This is a genomic window from Streptomyces sp. NPDC002564 (assembly GCF_042889645.1).
Lineage (GTDB): Bacteria > Actinomycetota > Actinomycetes > Streptomycetales > Streptomycetaceae > Streptomyces.
In genome coordinates this window covers 280,121-300,977 of record NZ_JBIARE010000001.1, presented here as the reverse complement: position 1 = coordinate 300,977, position 20,857 = coordinate 280,121, and the positions used below count along the sequence as shown (strand labels likewise).

Sequence of the window (20,857 nt, the reverse complement as noted above, 5' to 3'; positions counted from 1 at the left end):
GTCACCCAAGAGAACGGTCGGCTCCGGGGACGCCCGGAGCCGGCCGGCCTCCGTCCCGAATCTCCACCTTCTCCTCTGCGGACGCGGTCCGAAACAGGGCGGTCCGAACGGTTGCGCCCCCAACTGCACATCGAGCACGATGCCTGGAAGGCGGGCAGCAAGTCCCCCCGCCCACGGCCTCATTGCCAATGGTCGACACCACGTGAGCGCCCCCTGTGCGCCGGGTCGGCCACCGGCACCTCCACCGCGCGGCGCACTCCCCCCGGCGCCGCCCCGAGGTGCCGTCCGAGGCACCGACGCGGCCCTGACGTCGGTGCCGACGGCCAAGGGCCCCGCGGATCCGTCCCGCGGGGCCCTTCGCTCACCCTTCTCGGCCACCGGTTCCCCGCTACTGGCCCTTCGCCCGGCCGAGTTGCGCCTCCACCTTGTCGACCTGCGCCTCGACGATCTTCGCGGGCACGCCGAACTTCTTCGGCTGGAGCAGATTGATCGAGTAGAAGGCGGCGAGCGTCGAGCCGCTGCGCACGACCGTGAAGCTCATCGGCGTCTTCTGCCCCTCGATGACGCCCACGACCTTGTACGAGACGGCGTCGTCGCCCGCCTTCGGGGCCGGCAGGGCGGCGACGTCGCGGTACCGGGAGTCCGCGTGCTCGTAGGCCGTGCACTTCTTCGTGGCCGCGCGCAGGTCGTCCATGACCTTCTCGGCATCGGCCTTCTCGTGCGCGAGGAGGGCGAGCGAGACGACGGTGGCGTCCAGTTCGTCGGGGCCCGTCAGGGTCCGGCCGACGCGGGACTCCGCCGCGGGCTCGGTGGCGAACATGAACATGTTGGCGAACGGCTGGCAGGCGGCCGGGTCGGACGGCACGGTCTGCGCGGGCATGTCCGCCTCGGACATCTTCTGGACCTTGTAGCCCTTGAGGTCGCCGTCCGCGAACGCGGCCTTCTCCAGCGCGGCGGCCGACGCCGCGGACGCACCCGACGTGCCGGCCGCCGGCTTCCCGCCGTCGCCCTTCGACGCCCCGGCCTCCCCGTCGTCCTTCGAAGCCCCGGCCTGCTGAGCCGACTTGGCCGGATCCGACGCCTTCTTGCCGTCGTCACCGCCGCCGCCGCACGCCGCGGTCAGACCCAGCGCGACGGTGACGGACGCGGCCACGACGGCCCGGGACACAGTTGACTTCACGTTTCCTGCCTTCACGTCTCACGGCGCGGGCGATGGCCCCCGCCGAGGCGCCATGAAAGCGCCCGGAGCACGCCGCTCACCAGCGTTTTCCGTAACGATCGGACACCGGCGAAAAGGTTGTGCCCCGGCGCGTGTGAGTTAGGTCGTCCCCGGCCGCAGCTTGCCGAGCTGCGCGTCAACGATCCCGGCGGCGACCTCCGGGTCCTGGTCCGCCGTGGGGGTCCCGGTGCTCCCCAGGCCGTCCTGTTCCGCCTGCCGGTCGTTCTGCACGCCCTCGGGGTCGTACAGGTTCGACGCGTCGAAGACCGCGACCGTCGACCCGGTGCGCACCACGGTGACGCCCTTGCGCAGCACGTACGCGCCCCTGCGCAGCCCGAGTCGGTACGAGACGGCCTCGTCGCCCCGGTCCGGCGCGCGCGTCCGCTCGACGCCGAGGTAGCGGTACTCGCCCATGCGGAAGGCCGCGCACTCCTCGGCGTCGGCCGCCGCGCGCAGGTCGGCGATGATCCGCTTGGCCCCGGCCGTGGTGTGGGCGGACAGGGCGACGTCGGTGGTCGTCAGGTCCTTGTCGGCGGTGGGCGTCAGGACCCTGGTGACGGGGGACTCGGCCCGCCCCGGGTCGGCGAGCGGGGCGCACGCGGCGGGGGCCGGTGCCCCGGCGGGCGGGGCGGCGGGGCCTGCGCCCGCGTCTCCCCCGGCCGCGTCCGGGCGCTCGACCCGGTAGCCCTTGAGGTCGGCCGCGGTGAGGGCCGCCCGCTCCAGCGCCGTCGTGCCCGGCCCGGAGTGCCCCTGCGAGGGCTTCCTGCCACCACCGCCGTCGCCACCCCGACCGTCGCCGCCACCACCGCCGTCACCACCGCTCCCGCAGGCGGCGCTCGCCCCGAGCGCGGCCACGACCGCGACGGCCACCACGGCCCGTGCCACAGCTGACTTCACGTTCTGATCCCCCGTATCGCGTGGTTCCGCCGCGCGCCGTCCCGTACGGCGCCGCCACGCCCTACGACGGGGGAAGATCGCTTCCGGTTCCGGCTTCGCCGAGGTCGGCCTACCGGCCGAGGAGCCAGAAGCGGAATGGGCTGAGCAGCACGATCGCGAGGGCCATGCCGCCGACGACGATCACCACGGACCACACCTGGCGGCTGCGCTGGGACCGCCCGCCGCGCCGCGGTCCCGTCGGTGCCGCCCGCCAGTCGTCCGGCCGCCACCGCGCCGACTCCGCCTCCCGCTTCGCGCGCCTGCGGCGCAACCGCCCGGCCTGCGCGACCTGTTGGCGGGCGGCCTCCTCGTCCAGGCGCCGCAGCCGCTCGGCCACCATGCGGGCCCGCGCGGACGGTTCCTTCGGCGCGGACGAACGGATGTCCCGCTCGCTGTCGTTCCCGAATCTCTCCCACACCTCGTCGGGTATGGCCACGCTGTCCCCTCCCCTTCCGCTGCCGTCGCGCCGCGCGGGGCGTGTCATGTGCCCCACGAGCGGGGGAAGTTCTACGGCACCCGTTCACGACAGCACAAGCGGTGTGAGTCAGGACACATAAGAATTCTGTGAATCCGTGAAATCGGGGACAACCATTCACAGGGATCGCAGGTCATGCATGCAGTAACAACGGCCACACCCGTGTCTCGACGCGGGGGCCGCCGCCTTCCGTGCTGCCGTCCCGGCAGCGCGCCGGACTTCCCGAGGTGTCATGAAGCTTCGTCGTGCCCTGGCTGCCGCGGCCGCTACGGCTGCCCTGGCCCCGGTCGCGCTGCTGTCGGCACCGGCCGCCTCCGCGACCGAGGCGACGCCCGCGGCGACGCCGGGGACGTCCTCGACGCCGACCCCGCCGGCCCCGGAGGCCACGCCGCCCGCGGAGCCCACGACGCCGGTCCCCGACGAGCCGACCCCGCCCGCGGAGCCGACCCGGCCCACCGCGCCCGCCAAGCGCCTCAAGGACGTCGAGCCGCCCGAGGTCCCGGACGGGGACGCCGAACAGGCCCCCGGGACCTGCCCGTCCGACGACGGCGACGAGGACCCCGACTCCGTCCTGGAGGTCGACCTCGTCGGCCTGCCCAAGAAGATCGTCGCGGGCAGCGGCTGGCACCGCTTCGAGCTGAACGCCGCCAACCCGAGCGACGAACCGCTGGGCGAGGTGGACTGGACCACGTTCGTAAACAACCTCGGCGCCGACGCGGAGGCGAAGGACGGGCTGCGGTACTTCACCGACCTGCAGTTCTTCGACCCGGAGACCGAGAAGTGGACGAAGGTCAAGAGCTCCAAGGGTGAGGGACTCGCCTACGGCACGGTCGACCTGGACGCCGAGGACGAGGCCGTCGTCAAGCTGCGCGCCAAGGTCGGCGCCGGGGCGCCCGCCGTCGAGGGCTACGCGGTCGCCCTCGGCCGCTATGTCGACGCCGACCTCGACTGCACGCACACCTCGTCGGAGTACCTGCCGCTCACCGTGGTGAAGAAGGACGACGGCAAGGCGACGGCCGAGCCGAAGCCGTCGGCGTCCAAGTCGGCCGCCGCGGAGCCGCGGCCGCAGGGCAGCACCACCCCGACCCCGGCCCCGACGACCACCCCGGCGCCGGTCACCGGCAGCCTCGCCGAGACGGGCTCCAGCTCGATGCTGCCGACCGTCGCGCTCATCGGCGGGGTCGCCGTCGTCGCCGGTGCGGGCGTCGTGTTCGCCGTACGCCGGCGCAAGGCGGACACCACCGCCTGAACCGCCGTCCGCACCGCGGACGGCACCTGATCACGCGGAAGGACCTGCGCTCGGAGGGGGGCGCAGGTCCTTACGTGTATCCGGGGTCTCGGGGGCCGGCCGCTACTTCTCGGCCGACTTGGCGGACTTGGCCGACTTGGCCGTCCCGGTCGACTTCGCCGTCCCGGTCGACTTGGCCGGAACCGTCGGCATCCCCAGGAACGGCAGCTTCAGCGCGCCGAACGCGTCCGCGGGGACCGCCGGCGTCTTCGGCTCGACGGCCGCGATCCGCACGTACCGCGCGCCCTGCGCCGGACGCGGGTCCTCGCCGCCCTTGTTGGGCCAGAACGACATCGCGCGCTCGGCCTGCGCGGTGATGGTCAGGGACGGGTTCACGCCCAGGTTCGCGGTGACCGCGGCACCGTCGACGACCGAGATGCCGGGGTGGCCGTAGAGCCGGTGGTAGGGATCGATGACGCCCGTGTCGGCCGAGTCGCCGATCGGGCAGCCGCCGAGGAAGTGCGCGGTCAGCGGGGTGCCCATGAGCTCGCCGATGTTCGAGCCGGGGAAGCCGTTGATCTCGTCGGCGAGGATCGTCGCCGCCCGGGTGGCCTCGGGTATCTGGTTCGGGTTGGGCGCGCCGTGGCCCTGCCGGGCGGTGAGCAGTCCCTTGCCGACGCCCTTCTCCTTGCGGTACGTGGTCAGGGAGTTGTCGAGCGACTGCATGACCAGGCCGATGATGGTCCGCTCCGACCAGCGCCGGTTGGAGAGCGAGCGCACGGCGAGCAGCGGGTGGCGCGCCATGTTGCCGAGCCAGCCCGCGACCCGGGCCTTGCCGCCCGCCAGCGTGTACGGGACCTGCAGCAGCGTCATGCCGCCCATCGCGTTGGACTTCTTGCCGTAGCGGACGGGCTCGATGTGGGTGCTGTCGTTCGGGTGGATCGACGAGGTGATCGCGACGCCCCGGGTGAAGTCGGCCTTGGCGGTGCCGTGCCGCTTGCGGTAGCGGCGGTCGGTGGTCTGGGCGCCGACCAGGGCCTCGGAGTTGGTGCGGGTGAGCGAGCCGAGGCGCCCGGACAGGTGCGGCAGCAGACCGGTGTCCTTCATGCGGTGCAGGAGCGTCTGCGTGCCGTACGTGCCCGCGGCGACGACGACCTTGCGGGCCGTGAACGTACGCCCGCGGCCCTTGCGCTTGTCGTCGGTGGGCAGGGTCGACACGGCGAAGCCGCCCCGCGAGTCCTCGGTGACGGCGACGACCGACGTCATCGGGTGGACGACCGCGCCGGCCTTCTCCGCGAGGTGGAGGTAGTTCTCGTTGAGGGTGTTCTTCGCGCCGTGCCGGCAGCCGGTCATGCACTCGCCGCACTCGGTGCAGGCGCGCCGGGACGGACCCGCGCCGCCGAAGTAGGGGTCGGGGACCTCGCCGCCGGGCCGGGCCTTCGACGTGCCGTCCGCGTCCTGCTCGTCGCCGAAGAAGACGCCGACGGGCGCCATGTGGAAGCTGTCGCCGACCCCCATCTCCTGGGCGGCCGCCTTCAGGTGGACGTCCGAGGGCGTCGTCGTCGGGTTGAGGCGTACCCCGAGCATGCGCTTGGCCTGCTCGTAGTACGGGCCGAGCTCGTCCTGCCAGTCCGTGATGTCCTTCCACTGCGGGTCGTTGAAGAACGGCGCGGGCGGCACGTACAGGGTGTTCGCGTAGTTCAGCGAGCCGCCGCCGACGCCTGCGCCCGCGAGAACCATCACGTTGCCGAGCAGGTGGATGCGCTGGATGCCGAACAGGCCGAGCGCGGGGGCCCAGAGGTAGTTCTTCAGGTCCCAGGAGTTCTTGGGCAGCGTCGCGCGGGTGAAGCGGCGGCCCGCCTCCAGGACGCCGACGCGATAGCCCTTCTCCGTCAGGCGCAGCGCGGAGACCGCGCCGCCGAAACCGGATCCGACGACGACGACGTCGTAGTCGTACGCGGCGTCGTCGTCCGCCTGGTGCTGGGCAGAGCTCTCCTGTGACATGGACTCTCCTCGTTGAAGAACTAGCGCACGGGGTCGCGGAGCCGGCGCGCTAGCGCAGGCGGAACGCCTTCATGACCTTGAGGCTGGCGCTCATGAACGCCGCGTACTTCTCGTCGTCGAGGCCGAAGGACGGGGCCAGGGGCATGATCCGCTGGGTCGCCACGGTCTGCGCCTCGGTGTACTTGAGGATGCCCTCGGAACCGTGCCGGCGGCCGAGACCGGAGTCCTTCATGCCGCCCATCGGGGACTGCACGCTGCCGTAGGCGGGCGCGTAGCCCTCGTTGACGTTGACGGTGCCGGTGCGCAGCCGGGCGGCGATGTCGCGGCCGCGCTTGCCGTCCTTCGTCCAGACCGAGGAGTTCAGGCCGTACGAGGTGGCGTTGGCGAGCTCGATCGCCTCGTTCTCGTCGGTGAAGCGGTAGACGGAGACGACCGGGCCGAAGGTCTCCTCGGAGCAGACGGACATGGGGGCCTCGACGCCGTCCAGGATGGTCGGCTCGAAGAAGTAGGGGCCGATGTCCGGGCGGGCGACGCCGCCCGCGACGAGCGTGGCGCCCTTCGCGACGGCCTCCTCGACGTGCCGGGTGACGGTCTCCAGCTGCCGCTCGCCGACGAGGGAGCCCATGTCGGCGCCGTACGCGAGGGACGTGCCGAGCCGCATCGCCTTCGTCCGCTCGGCGAAGCGCTCGACGAAACGGTCGGCGATCGACTCGTGGACGTAGAGCCGCTCGATGGAGATGCACAGCTGGCCCGCGGACGAGAAGCAGGCGCGCACGGCGCCCGCGGCCGCCTTGTCGACGTCGGCGTCGTGCAGCACCAGCATGGCGTTCTTGCCGCCGAGTTCGAGCGAGACGCCGACCAGGCGGGCGGCGGCGCCCTGCGCGACCTCGCGTCCGGTGCGGGTGGAGCCGGTGAAGGAGACGTAGTCGGCGTGCTTGACCAGCTCGGGGCCGACGACCGGGCCCTCGCCGAGGACGACCTGGAAGACCTCGGACGGCAGGCCCGCCTCGATGATCAGGTCGCGGGCCCACAGGGCGGTCAGGCAGGTCTCGGTGTCGGGCTTCATCACCAGCGCGTTGCCCGCGACGAGGGCGGGCAACGCGTCGCCGATGGACAGCTCGAAGGGGTAGTTCCAGGGGGCGATCTGGCCGACGACGCCGCGCGGCTGGCGGTTCTCGGTGACCTTGGTGAGGGTCGGGACGACGCCGGTGTGCCGCTTCGCGCTCAGGTACGCGGGGGCCTTGCGGCCGTAGTGCCGGGCGGCGACCGCGACGGCCTGGATCTCCTCGTGCGCGTGCAGGCGGGCCTTGCCGGTCTCCAGCTGGATCAGGTCGAGGACCTCGGCCTGGCGCTGGAGCACCAGGTCGTGGAAGCGCAGCAGGACGGCGGCGCGCTGCTTGACGGGGGTCCTGGCCCAGGCGATCTGGGCGGTGCGGGCCCGCTGGAAGGCGGTCGTCACGTCCTCGGGGGTGGACTCGGGCAGGTCGGCCAGCTTCTCGCCGGTGAGCGGCGTGTGGTTGGCCGTGCGGCCGGATCCGACGACGTCACGGGTGAGCTGCGCGATCAGCTCGGGCGTGACCACGTCGGCGGCGGTGCGCGCACCTTCGGGGGCCGGGGCGGTCGGGTTCGTGCCGAGGGGCGCTGCGATGGCCTGCGAGTCCGTCATGCTCGTGAGAGTAGGCCTACGCCAGGGATTTGGGTACCCATCGGTAACGGGCTTCACCGGTCGGTCACACGGCGCCAGTGATTGCTGGCGACAAAGCCGCTGATCAGGGGGTTGTTACGCGCGAACGCCCTCCGCCGACACTTTTTCGCGGGCCGGGGAGAGCGACGCCGACGGGCGGCCTTCCGGGCTTTCGATCCTCCGGGCCTGTCGATCCTCCGGGCCTGTCGGTCCTCAGGGCTTGTCGGTCCTCCGGGCCTGTCGGTCCTCAGGGCTTGTCGATCCTCAGGTCGGCGATGGCCCGCTCGGCGACCTCGCGGCCGCGGGCGGTGAAGTCGCCCTTGCCCGGGTAGCCGATCACCAGCTTGTACATGTCGCCGGACGAGGTCTTGTAGTAGAAGGCCCTGAGCTCGCGGGGACGGGGGTCCTGGCTGTCGTTGGAGGAGTACACGACCGTGTTCTCCGCCGCCTTCCCGCCCTGGTACGTGGTCTCTTCGGGCGCCGTGCGGGGCGCGGGGTCGGAGGCCATGCCCAGGTCGTAGCTGCCGGACTCCTTGAAGCCCGCGTCGTCGTCGTACATCTCGGCGGCCGCGGTCCCGGCGATCTCACCGCTCGTGTCCTGGGACTTCTTGTCCAGGGACAGGTTGATCCAGAGGCTGCCGCTCGGGTCGGTGAACTGGACCCAGTGCTTCTTCTCGCTGGAGTTGTCGTCCTCGGACTTCTTGTAGCCCTCGGGGGCGGCGACGCTCGCCGCGAGCTCCTTGGAGGCCTGCCGCTGCCAGCTCTCCTCGTCCGGACCGCCGAAGGGGTTCACCGCGACCAGGACGCCCGCCGCGACCACCGCGACCACCGCACCCGCGACGATCGCGAGCGCCTTGCGGCCGAGGAAGACGCCCTTGCCGCGGTCGCCCGCACCGCCCGCGGCGACCGTGACGACCTGCGTCGGGGCGGGCTCCGGGGGCGCGGCCGCGGCCGTCAGGAGCGCGCGGACCCGCGCGGCGTCCGGGCGCAGGCCCGGGTCCTTGGCGAGCAGTCCGTTGATCGCGTCGGCGAGCGGCCCGGACGCCGACGCGGGCGCGGCGGGCGTCGCGTTCAGGACCGACTGGAGGGTGGCGGGGGTGTTGCTGCGGCGGAAGGGCGAGACGCCCTCGGTCGCCGTGTAGAGGACGACGCCCAGCGACCAGAGGTCGGAGGCCGGGCCCGGCCGCTGACCGAGCACCCGCTCCGGGGCGATGAACTCGGGCGAGCCGACGAAGCCGCCGGTGTCCGTCAGGTTCGTCTCGCCCTCGATCTGGGCGATGCCGAAATCGGTGAGGACGACGCGGTCGTGGCGGCCGAGCATGACGTTGTCGGGCTTCACGTCGCGGTGCAGGATGCCCGACTGGTGGGCAGCGTCCAGGGCGTTCAGGACGTCCAGGCCGATCCGCGCGGCCTCGCGCGCGTCGAGGGTCCCCTCCTGCAGCGCGGCGCCCAGGGAGCGGCCCCGCACGAGCTCCATCACGATCCACGGCTGGCCGTCCTCGACCGCGACATCGTGGACGTTGACCACGGCCGGGTGGTCGAGGCGGGCCGCGGCGCGCGCCTCGCGGCGCATCCGCTCGAAGGCGTTGGCCCGCTCGCGCTCCGGCAGGTGCTCGGGCAGCCGCGGCTCCTTCACCGCGACCTCGCGGTCCACCGTCTCGTCCTTGGCGCGCCAGACCGTGCCCATGCCGCCGTGCCCGAGCTTGGTGAGCAACCGGTACCGCCCGGCGACCAGCCGACCCGCGCCCGGCTCGCTCCCGACCGCCTGGTGGGGCACGGCCTGAGTGGGCGGGGCGGGAGTGGTGGAGTGCTGCGGCGCGGGCCCCTCGGACGACTGCGGCTGCTGCGGCTGCTGCGGCTGTCGGGGCTGGGGCTGCTGCGGCTGTGCCGCGGCTTGTTGCGGCTGCGGCTGCGGCTGCGGCTGCGCGTACGGGTTGTCCGGGAGAGCTCCGCTACCCTGGCCGGATTGCCCCGGTACGCCCGGCTGTTGTGGCGGCTGCAGGCCGAAGCTGGTCGGCTCGTACGGCCCGTAGGAGGCTCCCCCGTCGTTACTCATGCCCCCATGAGTACCCTGCCCGGCACCTCGCTTTCCAGCCAGTCCCGGCACTTGTGACCGGGGTGATGCACGGGGCACCCGCCGTGCGCCCGGCGCGCACCCCGGACCCCACGACCGCCCGCCGCCTCACCGCCTCACCGTCACGCCACCTCACCGCCTCGCCGTCTCAACGCCTCACCGCCTCACCGCCGTACGAACGTGTCGACCGCCGCGTCGAAGTACCGCCGCGCCTGCGCCGCGTCCGCGACCGGTGCCGAGACCCACACGTCGACCGTCCGGCCGTCCTCCTCCCAGCACAGGTCGAACGTCCGCCGGCCGTCCGCGTCGCCGCCGCCCTTCCCGCCCTCGGCGAAGCCGTCCCGGGTGAACTCCCACAGGGCGGCGGGCCTGCCGTTGCGGGTGGTCTCCGTGACGCGTCCCTCGCGGTAGCCGGGGTGGTTCCGCGGCCCCTCGGCGTCGGCGCGGCGCTGCGCGGCGAGCGGGCCGCCGGGCACGCGGCCGGTCTGCCGGATGCCGATGCGGTAGGTGCCGTCGGGCGAGACGTAGGAGACGCCGGGCCCGTCCGGCTCGCGCCGGAAGGTCTCGGGGACGGCGAGCGCGAAGCCGCCGGGATCCTCGGCGATGCGGTAGCCCTGCGGCGCCTCGGGCGAGGAGGGGCCCGGCGAGCGGTCTGTCACGGTGACCGTCGGCGTCGGCGACGCGGTGGAGGACGAGGGGGCCCGCGCGCCGTCGCCGTCCCGGCCCACCAGGAGCGCCGCGGAGACCCCGGCCCCGGTGACGGCGGCGGCCAGCGCGGCGGCGATCAGGGCGGCCCGGCCCTGCCGCCCGCCCGGTCTCCCGCCCGCGAGGGCCGCCGGGGGTAACTCCCACCCGGCCGACGCGTATCCGCCCCGCTTCGGCCTGCCGGGCCTGCCCGGTCCGCCCGCCCGCCCCGGCAGCACCGAGTGCCTCGGCGGCACCGCGCCGGGTCTCTCCCGCGGCGCGTCCGGCATCCGCCCGGTCGCCACGTACGCCCGCAGCAGCGCCTCCGCCTGCGCCGCGTCGAGCCGCCGCCGCGGGTCGCGGTCCAGCAGGCCGAGCACGACGGGCAGCAGCGGCGCGGCGGCCGCGGGCGGGCGGATGTCGTCGTAGACGACCGCGTGCAGGACGCCGCCGATCGAGTCGCGGCGGAACGGTGACTCCCCGGCCAGCGCGGTCACGAGCAGCGCGCCCAGCGACCACAGGTCGGAGCCCGGCCCGGTCCGCTCCCCCGCCATCCGCTCCGGCGCGGTGTACTCGGGCGAGCCCACGAACGAGCCGACCTCCGTGAGCGTCGTCGCCCCGGAGAGCTGCGCGATCCCGAAGTCGGTGAGCACGAAGCGGCCCGTCGCCCGCTCCAGGAGCACGTTGGCCGGCTTGAGGTCGCGGTGCAGGATGCCCGCCTCGTGGGCGGTGCTCAGGGCCCCGAGGAGGTCGATGCCCATCCGCGCCACCTCGTGCGCGTCCAGCGGCCCGCCCCGCGCGAGCCGCCCGGCCAGCGAGCCGCCCTCGATCAACTCCATGACGATGTACGGGTGTTCGTCCTGCACGACGACGTCGTGGACGACGATGACGTGCGGGTGCCGCAACTGCGCGACCGCCCGCGCCTCGCGCAGCGTCCGCTCGCGCTGCTGCTCCGCCTCGGCGTCGGAGAGGGCCTCGTCGCGCGCGAGCTCCTTGACCGCGACCTGGCGCCCCAGGAGCAGATCGGTGGCGCGCCACACGAGCCCCATGCCGCCCCGGCCGAGCCGCGCCTCGAGCCGGTAACGCCCCGCGATCACACGGGTGTTGCCCCCACCTGCGTGGTCTCCCAGGCTCCCCATGCGGCCATCATGCCCCACACGTGTGCGAACGGAATCGGTCCGGACGCGGGCGCGGGCTGGTTCCGGCCGCCGTCACGGGGCTTTCCGGGAGTGAACGCGGGCGCTTCAGCCCTCCCGCCACCCCTGGAGCATCGCGTCGAACTGCTCCCGGGTGGTGTCCCAGCCCTTGGCGGGCGCGGACAGATAGATCGCGTACTCCACGCCGTCACGGCTCACGTAGGTCTGCTCGATGGCCCGGCGCGGCCCCGCCGTCGTGTCGTTCGCCCCGGCCGTCCAGCTGAACTCCCAGAGGGCGCCGGACTGGTCGCGGAAGGTGTTGGAGTTCAGCTGCAGCCGCCGGTACTCGGGCAGCTTGTCCTTCAGGTTCTTCTCCAGCGACACCTGGTGGGTGTAGGAGCTCTCGAACTGCGGGTGCTTGTCGACGGCGACGCGCAGGAAGCGGCGTCCGCCGTCCGGCGTGTAGTCGACCTGGTTGCCGTCGACCTCGCGCTTCCAGTTCTTGGGCAGCATGAGGCTGAAGCCCGCGGGGTCGTTCACCCGCTGCCAGTCGTCGGGAATGCCGCCCACCGCCTTGCCGTCCCCGCCGTCCTGCGACGACGAACCGCCGTCGGCGAAGTGCAGATAGCCGAAGACCCCGCCGCCGCCGAGCAGCGCGGCCACGACGACCAGGGCGACGGCCGCGGGCCAGCGGCGCCGCTCGCGCGGATCCGCGCCGCCGACGATGGTGTGCAGGTCGTCACGGACCGCGCCGCCGCCGGGGACGGGCGTGTGGGCGTACGGGCCGGGGACCGGCGTCCCGTGCGGCGTGGGGGTCCGGCTCTGGGTGTACGGGGCCGGGGTGTACCCCTGCGGCGTGGGTCCGGAGGGGGTGTGGCCGGGACCGTACCCGGAGCCCGTTCCGGGGCCGGTGGGCGCGTGCGCCGGGGGTCCGGCGGACGGGTCCGCCCCGGTGCCCGGGCCGCCCCGGGTCCCCGCGGTGGGGTGCGCCTGCGTCGGGACGTACGCCTGGGCGTCGTGCGGCCTGCGCCCCTCCGCGGCCTCGGCCAGCATCTGCTCGGCCTCCTCGGCCGTCGGCCGGGTCTCCGGGTCCTTGCGCAGCAGCGCGCTGATGACCGGCGTGAGCACGCCCGCGTGCTGCGGCGGCGCGGGCTCCTCGACGACCACGGCCTGCATGGTGCCGAGCGGCGAGGTGCGGCGGAACGGCGAGAAGCCCTCGACCGCCGTGTACAGGGTGGCGCCGAGCGCCCACAGGTCGGACGCGGGGCCGGGGTTGCCGCCGCTGACCCGCTCCGGCGCCAGGTAGTCGACGGAGCCGACGACCTCGCCGGTCCGCGTGACCGTCGAGTCCCCCTCGATCGCGGCGATGCCGAAGTCGGTGAGCAGGATGCGCCGGTCGTCCGAGAGCAGGACGTTGCCCGGCTTCACGTCACGGTGCAGGACACCGGCGGCGTGCGCGGCGCGCAGCGCCTTGAGGGTCCACAGGCCGATACGGGCGGCCTCGACGGGCTCGACCCGCCCGTCGTCCTTGACGGCGTCGGCCAGCGAGCGGCCCTCGACCAGCTCCATCACGATCCACGGCCGGTCGTCGTACTCGACGACGTCGTGGACGGTGACGACCGCGGGGTGGTTGATGCGGGCGGCGGCCCGCGCCTCCGTCTGGGTACGCGTGAAGAGGACCGCGCGGTCCGCCTCCTGGACGAACTGTGCGGCCGTCAGCTCCTTGATGGCGACGGCCCGGTGCAGCACCTCGTCCTGCGCACGCCACACCCGGCCCATGCCACCTCGGCCGATGGTCTCCGCGAGTCGGTAGCGGCCCGCGAGGACCAGGCCCTGCATCTGATTCACGTTCCCCCACAATGGTCTTGACAGAACCAGGTTAAGGAGCGGGAGGCCCCCAGGGAACCACAGGGGGGTTCAGGAGACCGCACTGTGACGCATGCCGTTCATGTCCAGAGTGCCGGAAACGACAGGGTCGGTGCCCGTCGGACGGGCTCAGCCGGTCACCTTGTACGTGGTCGACGCCTGCTCGTAGAGCCGGGTCACCTCGTCCCGTTCGGCCTCGGGGCCGCGCACCTGCACCACGTGGTACTTGCCGCCGACGACCATCGCCAGATTCCGTACGTAGACCTCGCGGCCCGCGTCGTCCTGCCAGGTGAACTGCCCCTCCGCCATGGCCCGTCCGCCGACCTCGATGCGCCGCATGCCGCTGGAGGTGGCCCAGGAGGAGTCGCGGAACGGCTGCAGCTCGCGCTCGTGCTCGCGCTGGTACTTCATCGGGTCGCTGCCGTAGCCGTCCGTGGTGTCGCGGCCCGGGACGACGAGCACCTCGAAGTCGCCGTGCGTGTAACGGACCTGCCCGCGGCCGTTCTTCGGCTGACGGTCCCAGCCGCTGGCGATGGCGACGTGGAAGCCCGCGGGGTCCTTGCGCAGGGTGAACCCCCGCGGGATCTCCGGCCCGGACGTCTGCGGCTCCTGCGAGCCCGGGCTCTCGCCGGGCTTGTCCTTGTCCTGGTCGTCGCCCTTGCCGTCGCCCTCGCCGTCACCCTTGTCCTGGTCGGTACCGCCGCCGGGCTTCTCCTCGCCGGTGGGGTCCGCGCCGCCGGTGTCCGGCGCGGAACTGACCTCGCCCGCACGGTCGCCCGCACCGCCGTCGCCGGACTTGGGCATGAACACCATGGCGTACACGACGGCCGCGGCGAGGCCGAGCAGCACGGCGACCAGCAGCAGACGCCCCAGCGAGCGGGGGCGCGCCGGGCGCCGGGGGTCGCGCGGCGGGCGCGGCTCGCGGCGCGGGCGGGCCTCGCGGACCGGACCCGACTCGTGGGAGAGCCGCGGCTCGCGGACCGGCCCTGCGTCGCCGGAGGCCTGCGGCGGCGCGGCCATCCGCATCTCCCGGCCCGCACCGCCCTTGCCCCTACCGCGTCCCTTGCCGCGCTTGTGCCGTCCGTGCGCGGATCCCTGGCCCTCGCCCGCGGCGGCCGCGGCGCCGCGGCGCTTGCGCACGACCTCGCCCCGGCGGCGTACGACGGGCAGCCGGCCCGCGTCGTAGGGGGGCACCGGCACGACGTGCGCCCCGGCCTCCGGCTCCGGCGCCGAGCGCACCAGCGAACGCAGCCAGCCGCTCAGCTCCTCGAAGTCGAGCCGCTCGGTGGGGTCCTGACGCAGCAGCGACTCGACGACGGGCCGCAGCGGTCCGCACTCCTCGGCGAACGCGGGCGGCTCGGCGCAGACGAGCTGGACCAGCTCGGCCGTGCTGTCCTCGGGGTAGGGCGCGTGTCCCTGCACGGCGCGGAAGAGCAGGGCGCCCAGCGCCCACAGGTCGGTGGCGGGCCCGATGGGCGCGGCCAGCTGCCAGTTCTCGTGCACGGGCCCGGCCTGCTCGGGCGCCCACCGCTCGGTGACGGCACCGACCACGACCATCCGCGCGTGCCGGGCGCGCTCGGCGGCGAGAGCGGTGGTGGGCCCCCGCAGAGCGGTCCCCTCGGCCACGGGATCATCCCAGCCACCGCGCCCGGAATCCGCCGCCTCCGATCCCCCCCGACCGGAACCACCCGGGCCCGCCCCACCACGCCCGACATCATTCCCATACGCGCCATCCCGCCCGGAATCCGTCGGGACCAGTCCACCCCGCCCGGGACCAGCCGGGTACGCGCCACTACGCCCGGGGGCATCCGGGTACGCACCACTACGCCCACCACGCCCTGAGGCGTCCGGGTACGCACCACTACGCCCACCACGCCCTGAGGCGTCCGGGTACGCGCCACCCCGCCCGGAATCCGCCGCCTCCCCGCCGAGGTCTTCCGTTCCGGGGCCCTCCGCGCTGCGTGCCCCCGGGACCCCGCCCCGCGGCACCGCGCCGTGCCAGGGGGTGCGGCCCGCCACCCCGTAGGGGTCCGCGATGTGCCCGGGCGTGCCCGGTCCGCGGTCGCCCTCGTGCCCGGCGTCGTCCGCACGCCCGCCCTCGCGGCCGCTCTCCTCTTCCTTCACGCGCGCGGCCGCCCGCGTCCCCGCGCGGTACGCGGCGACGGCGCCCGTGCGCCCGCCCCGTACCTCCCGCACGTCCCGGCCCGCGGCCTCAGGTGCCGGGTCCAGCGCCGTCTCGCCGCTGTCGTCCTCCCCGGCCCCGTACCGCGACTCGCCGAACGGCCGGCGCGCGGCCGGCACACCGGGTGCCCCGGACGGTTCCAGGGCGCCCTCGTAGCCCGCCACGTTCCCGACCGAGCCCGCGGAGCCCGCCGCCTCCCCGGCCTCCACCGGCCGCGGGTCGTACCCGCAGAGCGCCTCCTCGGCCGCGCCGGCCGCGAGGCCCGTCAGCATCACGCGGCCGTCGTCGCAGATCAGGACCGTGCGCGCGGTGATGTTCCGGTGCACCCAGCCGTACGCGTGCAGCACCCGCAGCGCCGCCAGGACGTCCGCCGCGACCTCGGCCGCCCGGTAGGGGCTGAGCGGCCGGTCCGCGAGCAGCGCCGCCAGGGGCCGCGCGGCCACCAACTCGCTGACTATCCACAGCGAGCCGCCCTCCGCGAAGACGTCGAAGACCTGGTCGAGCCGCGGATGGTCGGGGATCTGCGCGGCGGTCTGCGCCGCCTCCATGGCGCGCCGCACCGCGGGATCCGTGGGCCTGCGCGTCGTGCGCGCCCCGGCCCGCCGCACCCCGGAGCCGGCTCCCGCCCGGGGCACGAAGCCCTCGGGCAGGTCGTCCTCGTCGAGCACCTCCGCCTCGACGATCTCGGGCAGCGGCACCTGCCTGACGAGGACTTCCTGCCCGCTGTACGTGTCGAAGGCGCGTGACTCGGCGAGTTCGTACTCGTCGGAGGGCGGCAGCGGCAGGCGGTAGCGGTCGGCGAGCACCCGTCCCGCATAGTCGTCCACGATGCCTCCCCCGTCCGCCCGGTGGTCAATTCCGTTCGTCTTGCGGCTCGTTGCGGCTGCTTACGGTCCGCAAGCACTCACGATACGTGCCGGGGGCGAACCGCAATGAGGGGATACGAGATCTCAGGCCCCGAACTCGGAACCCCACGCTCCCCGGAGCGGGCCCGCCCCCCGTCGTCCCCGGTTCACGACTTCGGCTCGAACGTCTTCGTGAAGGTGCGCCACGTGTCCCGCCGCTTCGCGCTTCCCCAGTCGTCCGCCTTGGCCGTGTACATCATTCCGTAGCCGAGGCCGCCGTTGACGACGAATCCGCGGTCTATGGAGCGGTACTTGGTCCCGCCGTCCACATAGGTGAACTCCCAGTCGGCCGTGTTCCAGCCGCGGAAGTCGACCTTCTCTATGCGGATCCGGTCGTACTGCGACCGGACCATGTAGTTCTCCTGGTTCTTCCAGTCGCTGACCGGGTTGTCCTTGGGCGTGGTCGTCCAGCCGATCAGCAGCTTCTGCCCGTCGGGCCCGCCGAACCTGGCCCCCGCGCGCCCGCTGGACTGGAACTTCCACCCCTTGGGCAGCCCGATCTTGAAGCCCTGGTCGTGCCGGTACGTCGACTCGGCGCCATCGTCCGGCTTCTTGTCGTCGCCCTTGCTCGGGTCGGTGCCCTGGCCCTCGTCCGGGTCGGAGCTCGCGTCCTTGGCCGGGTCCTCGCTCCGGTCGCCGCCGGTGCCCCGGTCCGCGTCCTTGCCGGAGTCCTCGCCCTTGTCCCCGCCGTCCCCCTGGTCCTTCTCGCGCTCGCCGCCGGTCGCCCCCGCGGACGCGGCCTTGTCGCCGCCCTTGTTGTCCTTGTCGCCGGAGCTGTCGTCGCCCAGCGCGAGGGCCAGCACCGTGCCGAGCACCGCGAGCACGACCACCATGGTCACTATGACCAGCGTCCGGCGCGGCACCACGTCGGTGAGCGACGCCTTGGCCGGGGTCCGCGGCGGCGCGCCGCCGGTGCCCGCGGACGGCGAACCGGCCGCCCGCGAGCCGTTGGCCGCGGGGGTCGTCGACGCGGCCGCGGTGCCCGTGCCCCGCGCGGTGGCGGACGCGGCCGCCTTCCGCACGGACCGCAGGGCGCCCTTGAGGCGGTCGGCGGCCTCCTCGGCCTTGCGCCCCCCGGTACCGCCGGAGGCGCTTGTGGAGCTGCTCCCGGTGCCGGAGCCGCCCGCGGGGGCCGCGGGACCGGCCGCGCCTGCGACACCGGCCGCACCGGCCCCGGCCGCCTTCGTGCCCCTGGACGACTTCACGGCCTTCGTCAGCCGGCTCGACCGGGACGCCTTCGGTGCCTTCGGCGGCACGGGCGGCGGCGGGGGCAGCGGCACCACCTTCGTCGCCTCGACCGGCTCGGGCTCCGGCGTGATCTCGGGCGCGTGGATGACGTCGATGAGCAGCGCCCGGGCGCCCGCGTCGTCGAGCCGCTGCTCCGGGTCCTTGGCCAGCAGGCCGTAGATGACCTTCTCCAACGGTCCGGCGTTCACCGGCTGTTCGACGTCCTCGGTCATCACCGCGGTCAGGGTCGCGATGGCCGACCCCTTGTCGTACGGCGGAACGCCCTCCACGGCCGCGTACAGCAGGCCGCCCAGCGACCACATGTCGGCCGCGGGGCCCGGCTTGTGGCCGCGGGCGCGCTCCGGGGCGATGTACGAGGGAGCGCCGACGAGCATGCCGGTGGAGGTGATCGACGGGTCGCCCTCGACCTGCGCGATGCCGAAGTCGGTCAGGACGACCCGGCCGTCCTCGGCGATCAGCACGTTCGACGGCTTCACGTCGCGGTGCAGGATGCCCTCGCGGTGGGCGGAGCGCAGCACGTCGAGCACGGCGAGGCCGACCTCGGCCGCGCGGCGCGGCGTGAGGAGGCCGTCCTCGCGGATCGCCTCGGCGAGCGACTTGCCCTCGACCAGCTCCATCACGATCCACGGGCGGTCGTCCTCGTCGACCACGTCGTAGACGGTGACGGCGCTGGTGTTGCGGATCCGCGCGATCGCCTTGGCCTCACGCAACGTACGCGTGATGAGCCGCCGCTTCTCCTCCTCGTCGATGCTGGAGGGAAAGCGCAGTTCCTTCACCGCGACCGTACGGCCAAGCGTCTCGTCCTTGGCGCGCCAGACGGTGCCCATGCCGCCGCGGCCGAGCACCTCTCCCAGCCGGTACCGGCCGGCGAGGAGACGTTCGCTCTTGTCCCGACGGGCCTCACCCGTCTGCTCCGCGTCCGACATGCGTCCCCTCTGCTGCTACCGCTGCTACCCGAGCAACCCGCCCTGACAGAGCCTTCATTGTCCCTTACTCGGGGACCGGCCGGCGCCCAGGGTCCACCGACCCCTGTCCCGTCCCCCAGGACGGCCCGCGCGCGGGGACGCACCGTCGCGCCAACACCCCGCTCCCTGAAGGCGATCCTCCTCACGGCGGTGCCCGTCGGGCCGACGGCAGGCCCGCCGCGACGCGCGGCACCGGCCCTGGACGCCACTCTTCCGCTGCTCACCGCCCCAGGCAAGGCCCCGGCCGCGGCACTCCCGCGCCGTGCGCTCCGGGAGCCGTCCCCGGGCCCACGCACCCCACTCCACCAGGTGTCCCCCTCGCACGCTCACCCGCCCCCGCGGTTCGCCGCCGCCCGCCCGTGAACCACGTCAACAAGCCTGTGGCAGCACGCCTCTGACGGCCCGGCGGCTCACCGATGAGCGACCAACGGGACTTTCCCGACAAGCCCTAACCAAGCGGCACGATGTCCGGCGCACCGAGGCGTGCCGCGTCCGCCGTCAGGTCGTCCGGCTGGCGCTGCGACTCGCGCTCGGCCTCGACGCGCTTCTCGTAGTGCTGGACCTCCCGCTCGATCTGGTCCTTGTCCCAGCCGAGGACGGGCGCCATCAGCTCGGCGCACTCCCGGGCGCTGCGGGTGCCCCGGTCGAACGTCTCGATCGAGATGCGCGTCCTGCGGGTCAGCACGTCGTCCAGGTGGCGGGCGCCCTCGTGCGACGCGGCGTAGACGATCTCGGCGCGGAGGTAGTCGTCGGCGCCCGGCAGCGGCTCGCCGAGGGTGGGGTCGGCCGTGATGAGTTCGAGGACCTCCTCGGCCAGCGAGCCGAAGCGGTTCAGGAGGTGCTCCACGCGCACCACGTGCAGGCCGGTGCGGGCGGCGATCCTCGCGCGGGCGTTCCACAGGGCCTTGTAGCCCTCGGCGCCGACCAGCGGGATGTCTTCCGTGACGCACTCGGCGACGCGCTGGTCGAGACCGTGCACGGCCTCGTCGACGGCGTCCTTGGCCATCACGCGGTACGTCGTGTACTTGCCGCCGGCGACGACCACCAGGCCGGGCGCCGGGTGGGCGACCGTGTGCTCGCGGGACAGCTTGCTCGTGGCGTCCGACTCGCCGGCCAGCAGCGGCCGCAGGCCCGCGTAGACCCCCTGGACGTCGTCCCGGGAGAGCGGGACCGCGAGGACGGAGTTCACATGCTCCAGGAGGTAGTCGATGTCGGCGCTGGAGGCGGCCGGGTGCGCCTTGTCGAGGTCCCAGTCCGTGTCGGTGGTGCCCACGATCCAGTGGCGGCCCCAGGGGATGACGAACAGGACGCTCTTCTCGGTGCGCAGGATCAGCCCGGTGGTGGCGTTGATCCGGTCCTTGGGGACGACCAGGTGGATGCCCTTGGAGGCCCGCACGTGGAACTGGCCCCTCTCGCCCACCATCGCCTGGGTGTCGTCCGTCCACACACCGGTGGCGTTGACGATCTGCTGGGCGCGGATCTCGTACTCCCCGCCGCCCTCCACGTCCTGCACCCGGGCGCCGACGACACGCTCGCCCTCGCGCAGGAAGCCGGTGACCTTCGCGCGGTTGGCGACCTTCGCGCCGTACGCCGAGGCGGTGCGCACCAGGGTGGCGACATAGCGGGCGTCGTCCATCTGCGCGTCGTAGTACTGCATGGCGCCGACGAGGGCGTCCTTCTTCAGGCACGGGGCGACGCGCAGGGCGTGGCGGCGCGTCAGGTGGCGGTGCATGGGCAGGCCGCGGCCGTGCCCCCGGGACATCGACATGGCGTCGTAGAGCGCGACGCCCGATCCGGCGTACAACCGCTCCCAGCCCTTGTGCTGCAAGGGGTAGAGGAACGGGACGGGCTTGACGAGGTGGGGGGCGAGCCGCTCCAGGAGGAGGCCGCGCTCCTTGAGCGCCTCGCGCACGAGCGCGAAGTCGAGCATCTCCAGATAGCGCAGGCCGCCGTGGATCAGCTTGCTCGACCGGCTGGAGGTGCCCGACGCCCAGTCGCGCGCCTCGACCAGGCCGGTGGACAGGCCGCGGGTGACCGCGTCCAGCGCCGTGCCCGCGCCGACCACTCCCGCACCCACCACCAGGATGTCCAGCTCCCGGTCGGCCATTCCCGCAAGTGACTCGGCACGCTCCGCCGGCCCCAGTGTCGCTGTCCTCACCGCTGCCTCCCGCTGTGATCGGGTGTGGTCGGACTCACATCATGCCCAGATTTCCCCGCCGCCCGCTGATCTCGACCCCAGCCTGTGGACAAC

Annotated in this window: 12 protein-coding genes; 1 reads left to right on the top strand and 11 read right to left on the bottom strand. The window is 73.8% G+C overall.

Annotated elements, in window-relative coordinates; all coding sequences use genetic code 11:
- Positions 1-388: 388 nt before the first annotated feature.
- The 3 genes from ACFYXE_RS01500 to ACFYXE_RS01490 all read right to left on the bottom strand — a co-directional run bounded on the left by ACFYXE_RS01500 (position 389) and on the right by ACFYXE_RS01490 (position 2,591).
- Positions 389-1,180 (bottom strand): hypothetical protein, encoded by a 792-nt coding sequence (locus ACFYXE_RS01500; protein ID WP_389307836.1) that lies wholly within the window; start codon positions 1,178-1,180, stop codon positions 389-391.
- Between the two features lie 138 nt (positions 1,181-1,318).
- On the bottom strand, positions 1,319-2,116 hold the full coding sequence (locus ACFYXE_RS01495; RefSeq protein ID WP_389307834.1) for a hypothetical protein: 798 nt from the start codon (positions 2,114-2,116) through the stop codon (positions 1,319-1,321).
- 109 nt (positions 2,117-2,225) lie between these two features.
- Positions 2,226-2,591 carry a hypothetical protein gene (locus tag ACFYXE_RS01490; RefSeq protein WP_361172037.1) on the bottom strand — a complete coding sequence of 122 codons (366 nt, stop codon included), beginning with the start codon at positions 2,589-2,591 and terminating at the stop codon, positions 2,226-2,228.
- A 271-nt stretch (positions 2,592-2,862) separates the two neighbouring features.
- On the opposite strand from ACFYXE_RS01490, the gene ACFYXE_RS01485 reads away from it, so the two are divergent.
- Entirely contained in the window at positions 2,863-3,879 is a 1,017-nt protein-coding gene (locus tag ACFYXE_RS01485) for an LAETG motif-containing sortase-dependent surface protein (RefSeq protein WP_389307832.1), read from the top strand.
- Between the two features lie 102 nt (positions 3,880-3,981).
- On the opposite strand, the gene ACFYXE_RS01480 is transcribed toward ACFYXE_RS01485, so the two are convergent.
- From ACFYXE_RS01480 to ACFYXE_RS01445, 8 genes are all read right to left on the bottom strand, one after another.
- Positions 3,982-5,862 (bottom strand): GMC oxidoreductase, encoded by a 1,881-nt coding sequence (locus ACFYXE_RS01480; RefSeq protein WP_389307830.1) that lies wholly within the window; start codon positions 5,860-5,862, stop codon positions 3,982-3,984.
- A 49-nt stretch (positions 5,863-5,911) separates the two neighbouring features.
- A complete protein-coding gene (locus tag ACFYXE_RS01475; RefSeq protein ID WP_389307829.1) occupies positions 5,912-7,528 on the bottom strand; it encodes a succinic semialdehyde dehydrogenase in 1,617 nt (538 codons plus the stop codon).
- 265 nt (positions 7,529-7,793) lie between these two features.
- On the bottom strand, positions 7,794-9,602 hold the full coding sequence (locus ACFYXE_RS01470) for a serine/threonine-protein kinase (protein WP_389307827.1): 1,809 nt from the start codon (positions 9,600-9,602) through the stop codon (positions 7,794-7,796).
- Between the two features lie 182 nt (positions 9,603-9,784).
- Positions 9,785-11,443, bottom strand: coding sequence for a serine/threonine-protein kinase (locus ACFYXE_RS01465; RefSeq protein ID WP_389307825.1), 1,659 nt, complete (start codon positions 11,441-11,443; stop codon positions 9,785-9,787).
- 105 nt (positions 11,444-11,548) lie between these two features.
- Positions 11,549-13,279 carry a protein kinase gene (locus ACFYXE_RS01460; RefSeq protein WP_389309439.1) on the bottom strand — a complete coding sequence of 577 codons (1,731 nt, stop codon included), beginning with the start codon at positions 13,277-13,279 and terminating at the stop codon, positions 11,549-11,551.
- 156 nt (positions 13,280-13,435) lie between these two features.
- The gene (locus tag ACFYXE_RS01455; protein ID WP_389307823.1) at positions 13,436-16,315 is read right to left on the bottom strand and encodes a protein kinase; all 2,880 of its coding nucleotides are present in this window, start codon (positions 16,313-16,315) and stop codon (positions 13,436-13,438) included.
- A 185-nt stretch (positions 16,316-16,500) separates the two neighbouring features.
- Positions 16,501-18,567 (bottom strand): protein kinase, encoded by a 2,067-nt coding sequence (locus ACFYXE_RS01450; protein ID WP_389307821.1) that lies wholly within the window; start codon positions 18,565-18,567, stop codon positions 16,501-16,503.
- A 487-nt stretch (positions 18,568-19,054) separates the two neighbouring features.
- The gene (locus ACFYXE_RS01445) at positions 19,055-20,764 is read right to left on the bottom strand and encodes a glycerol-3-phosphate dehydrogenase/oxidase (protein ID WP_361180036.1); all 1,710 of its coding nucleotides are present in this window, start codon (positions 20,762-20,764) and stop codon (positions 19,055-19,057) included.
- Positions 20,765-20,857 lie beyond the last annotated feature (93 nt).

Excerpts from the sequence above, each read along its gene's own strand:
- ACFYXE_RS01485 (WP_389307832.1), top strand. The coding sequence starts at position 2,863 with ATGAAGCTTCGTCGTGCCCTGGCTGCCGCGGCCGCTACGGCTGCCCTG.
- ACFYXE_RS01480 (WP_389307830.1), bottom strand. The coding sequence starts at position 5,862 with ATGTCACAGGAGAGCTCTGCCCAGCACCAGGCGGACGACGACGCCGCG.
- ACFYXE_RS01475 (WP_389307829.1), bottom strand. The coding sequence starts at position 7,528 with ATGACGGACTCGCAGGCCATCGCAGCGCCCCTCGGCACGAACCCGACC.
- ACFYXE_RS01470 (WP_389307827.1), bottom strand. The coding sequence starts at position 9,602 with ATGAGTAACGACGGGGGAGCCTCCTACGGGCCGTACGAGCCGACCAGC.
- ACFYXE_RS01465 (WP_389307825.1), bottom strand. The coding sequence starts at position 11,443 with ATGGGGAGCCTGGGAGACCACGCAGGTGGGGGCAACACCCGTGTGATC.
- ACFYXE_RS01460 (WP_389309439.1), bottom strand. The coding sequence starts at position 13,279 with ATGCAGGGCCTGGTCCTCGCGGGCCGCTACCGACTCGCGGAGACCATC.
- ACFYXE_RS01450 (WP_389307821.1), bottom strand. The coding sequence starts at position 18,567 with ATGTCGGACGCGGAGCAGACGGGTGAGGCCCGTCGGGACAAGAGCGAA.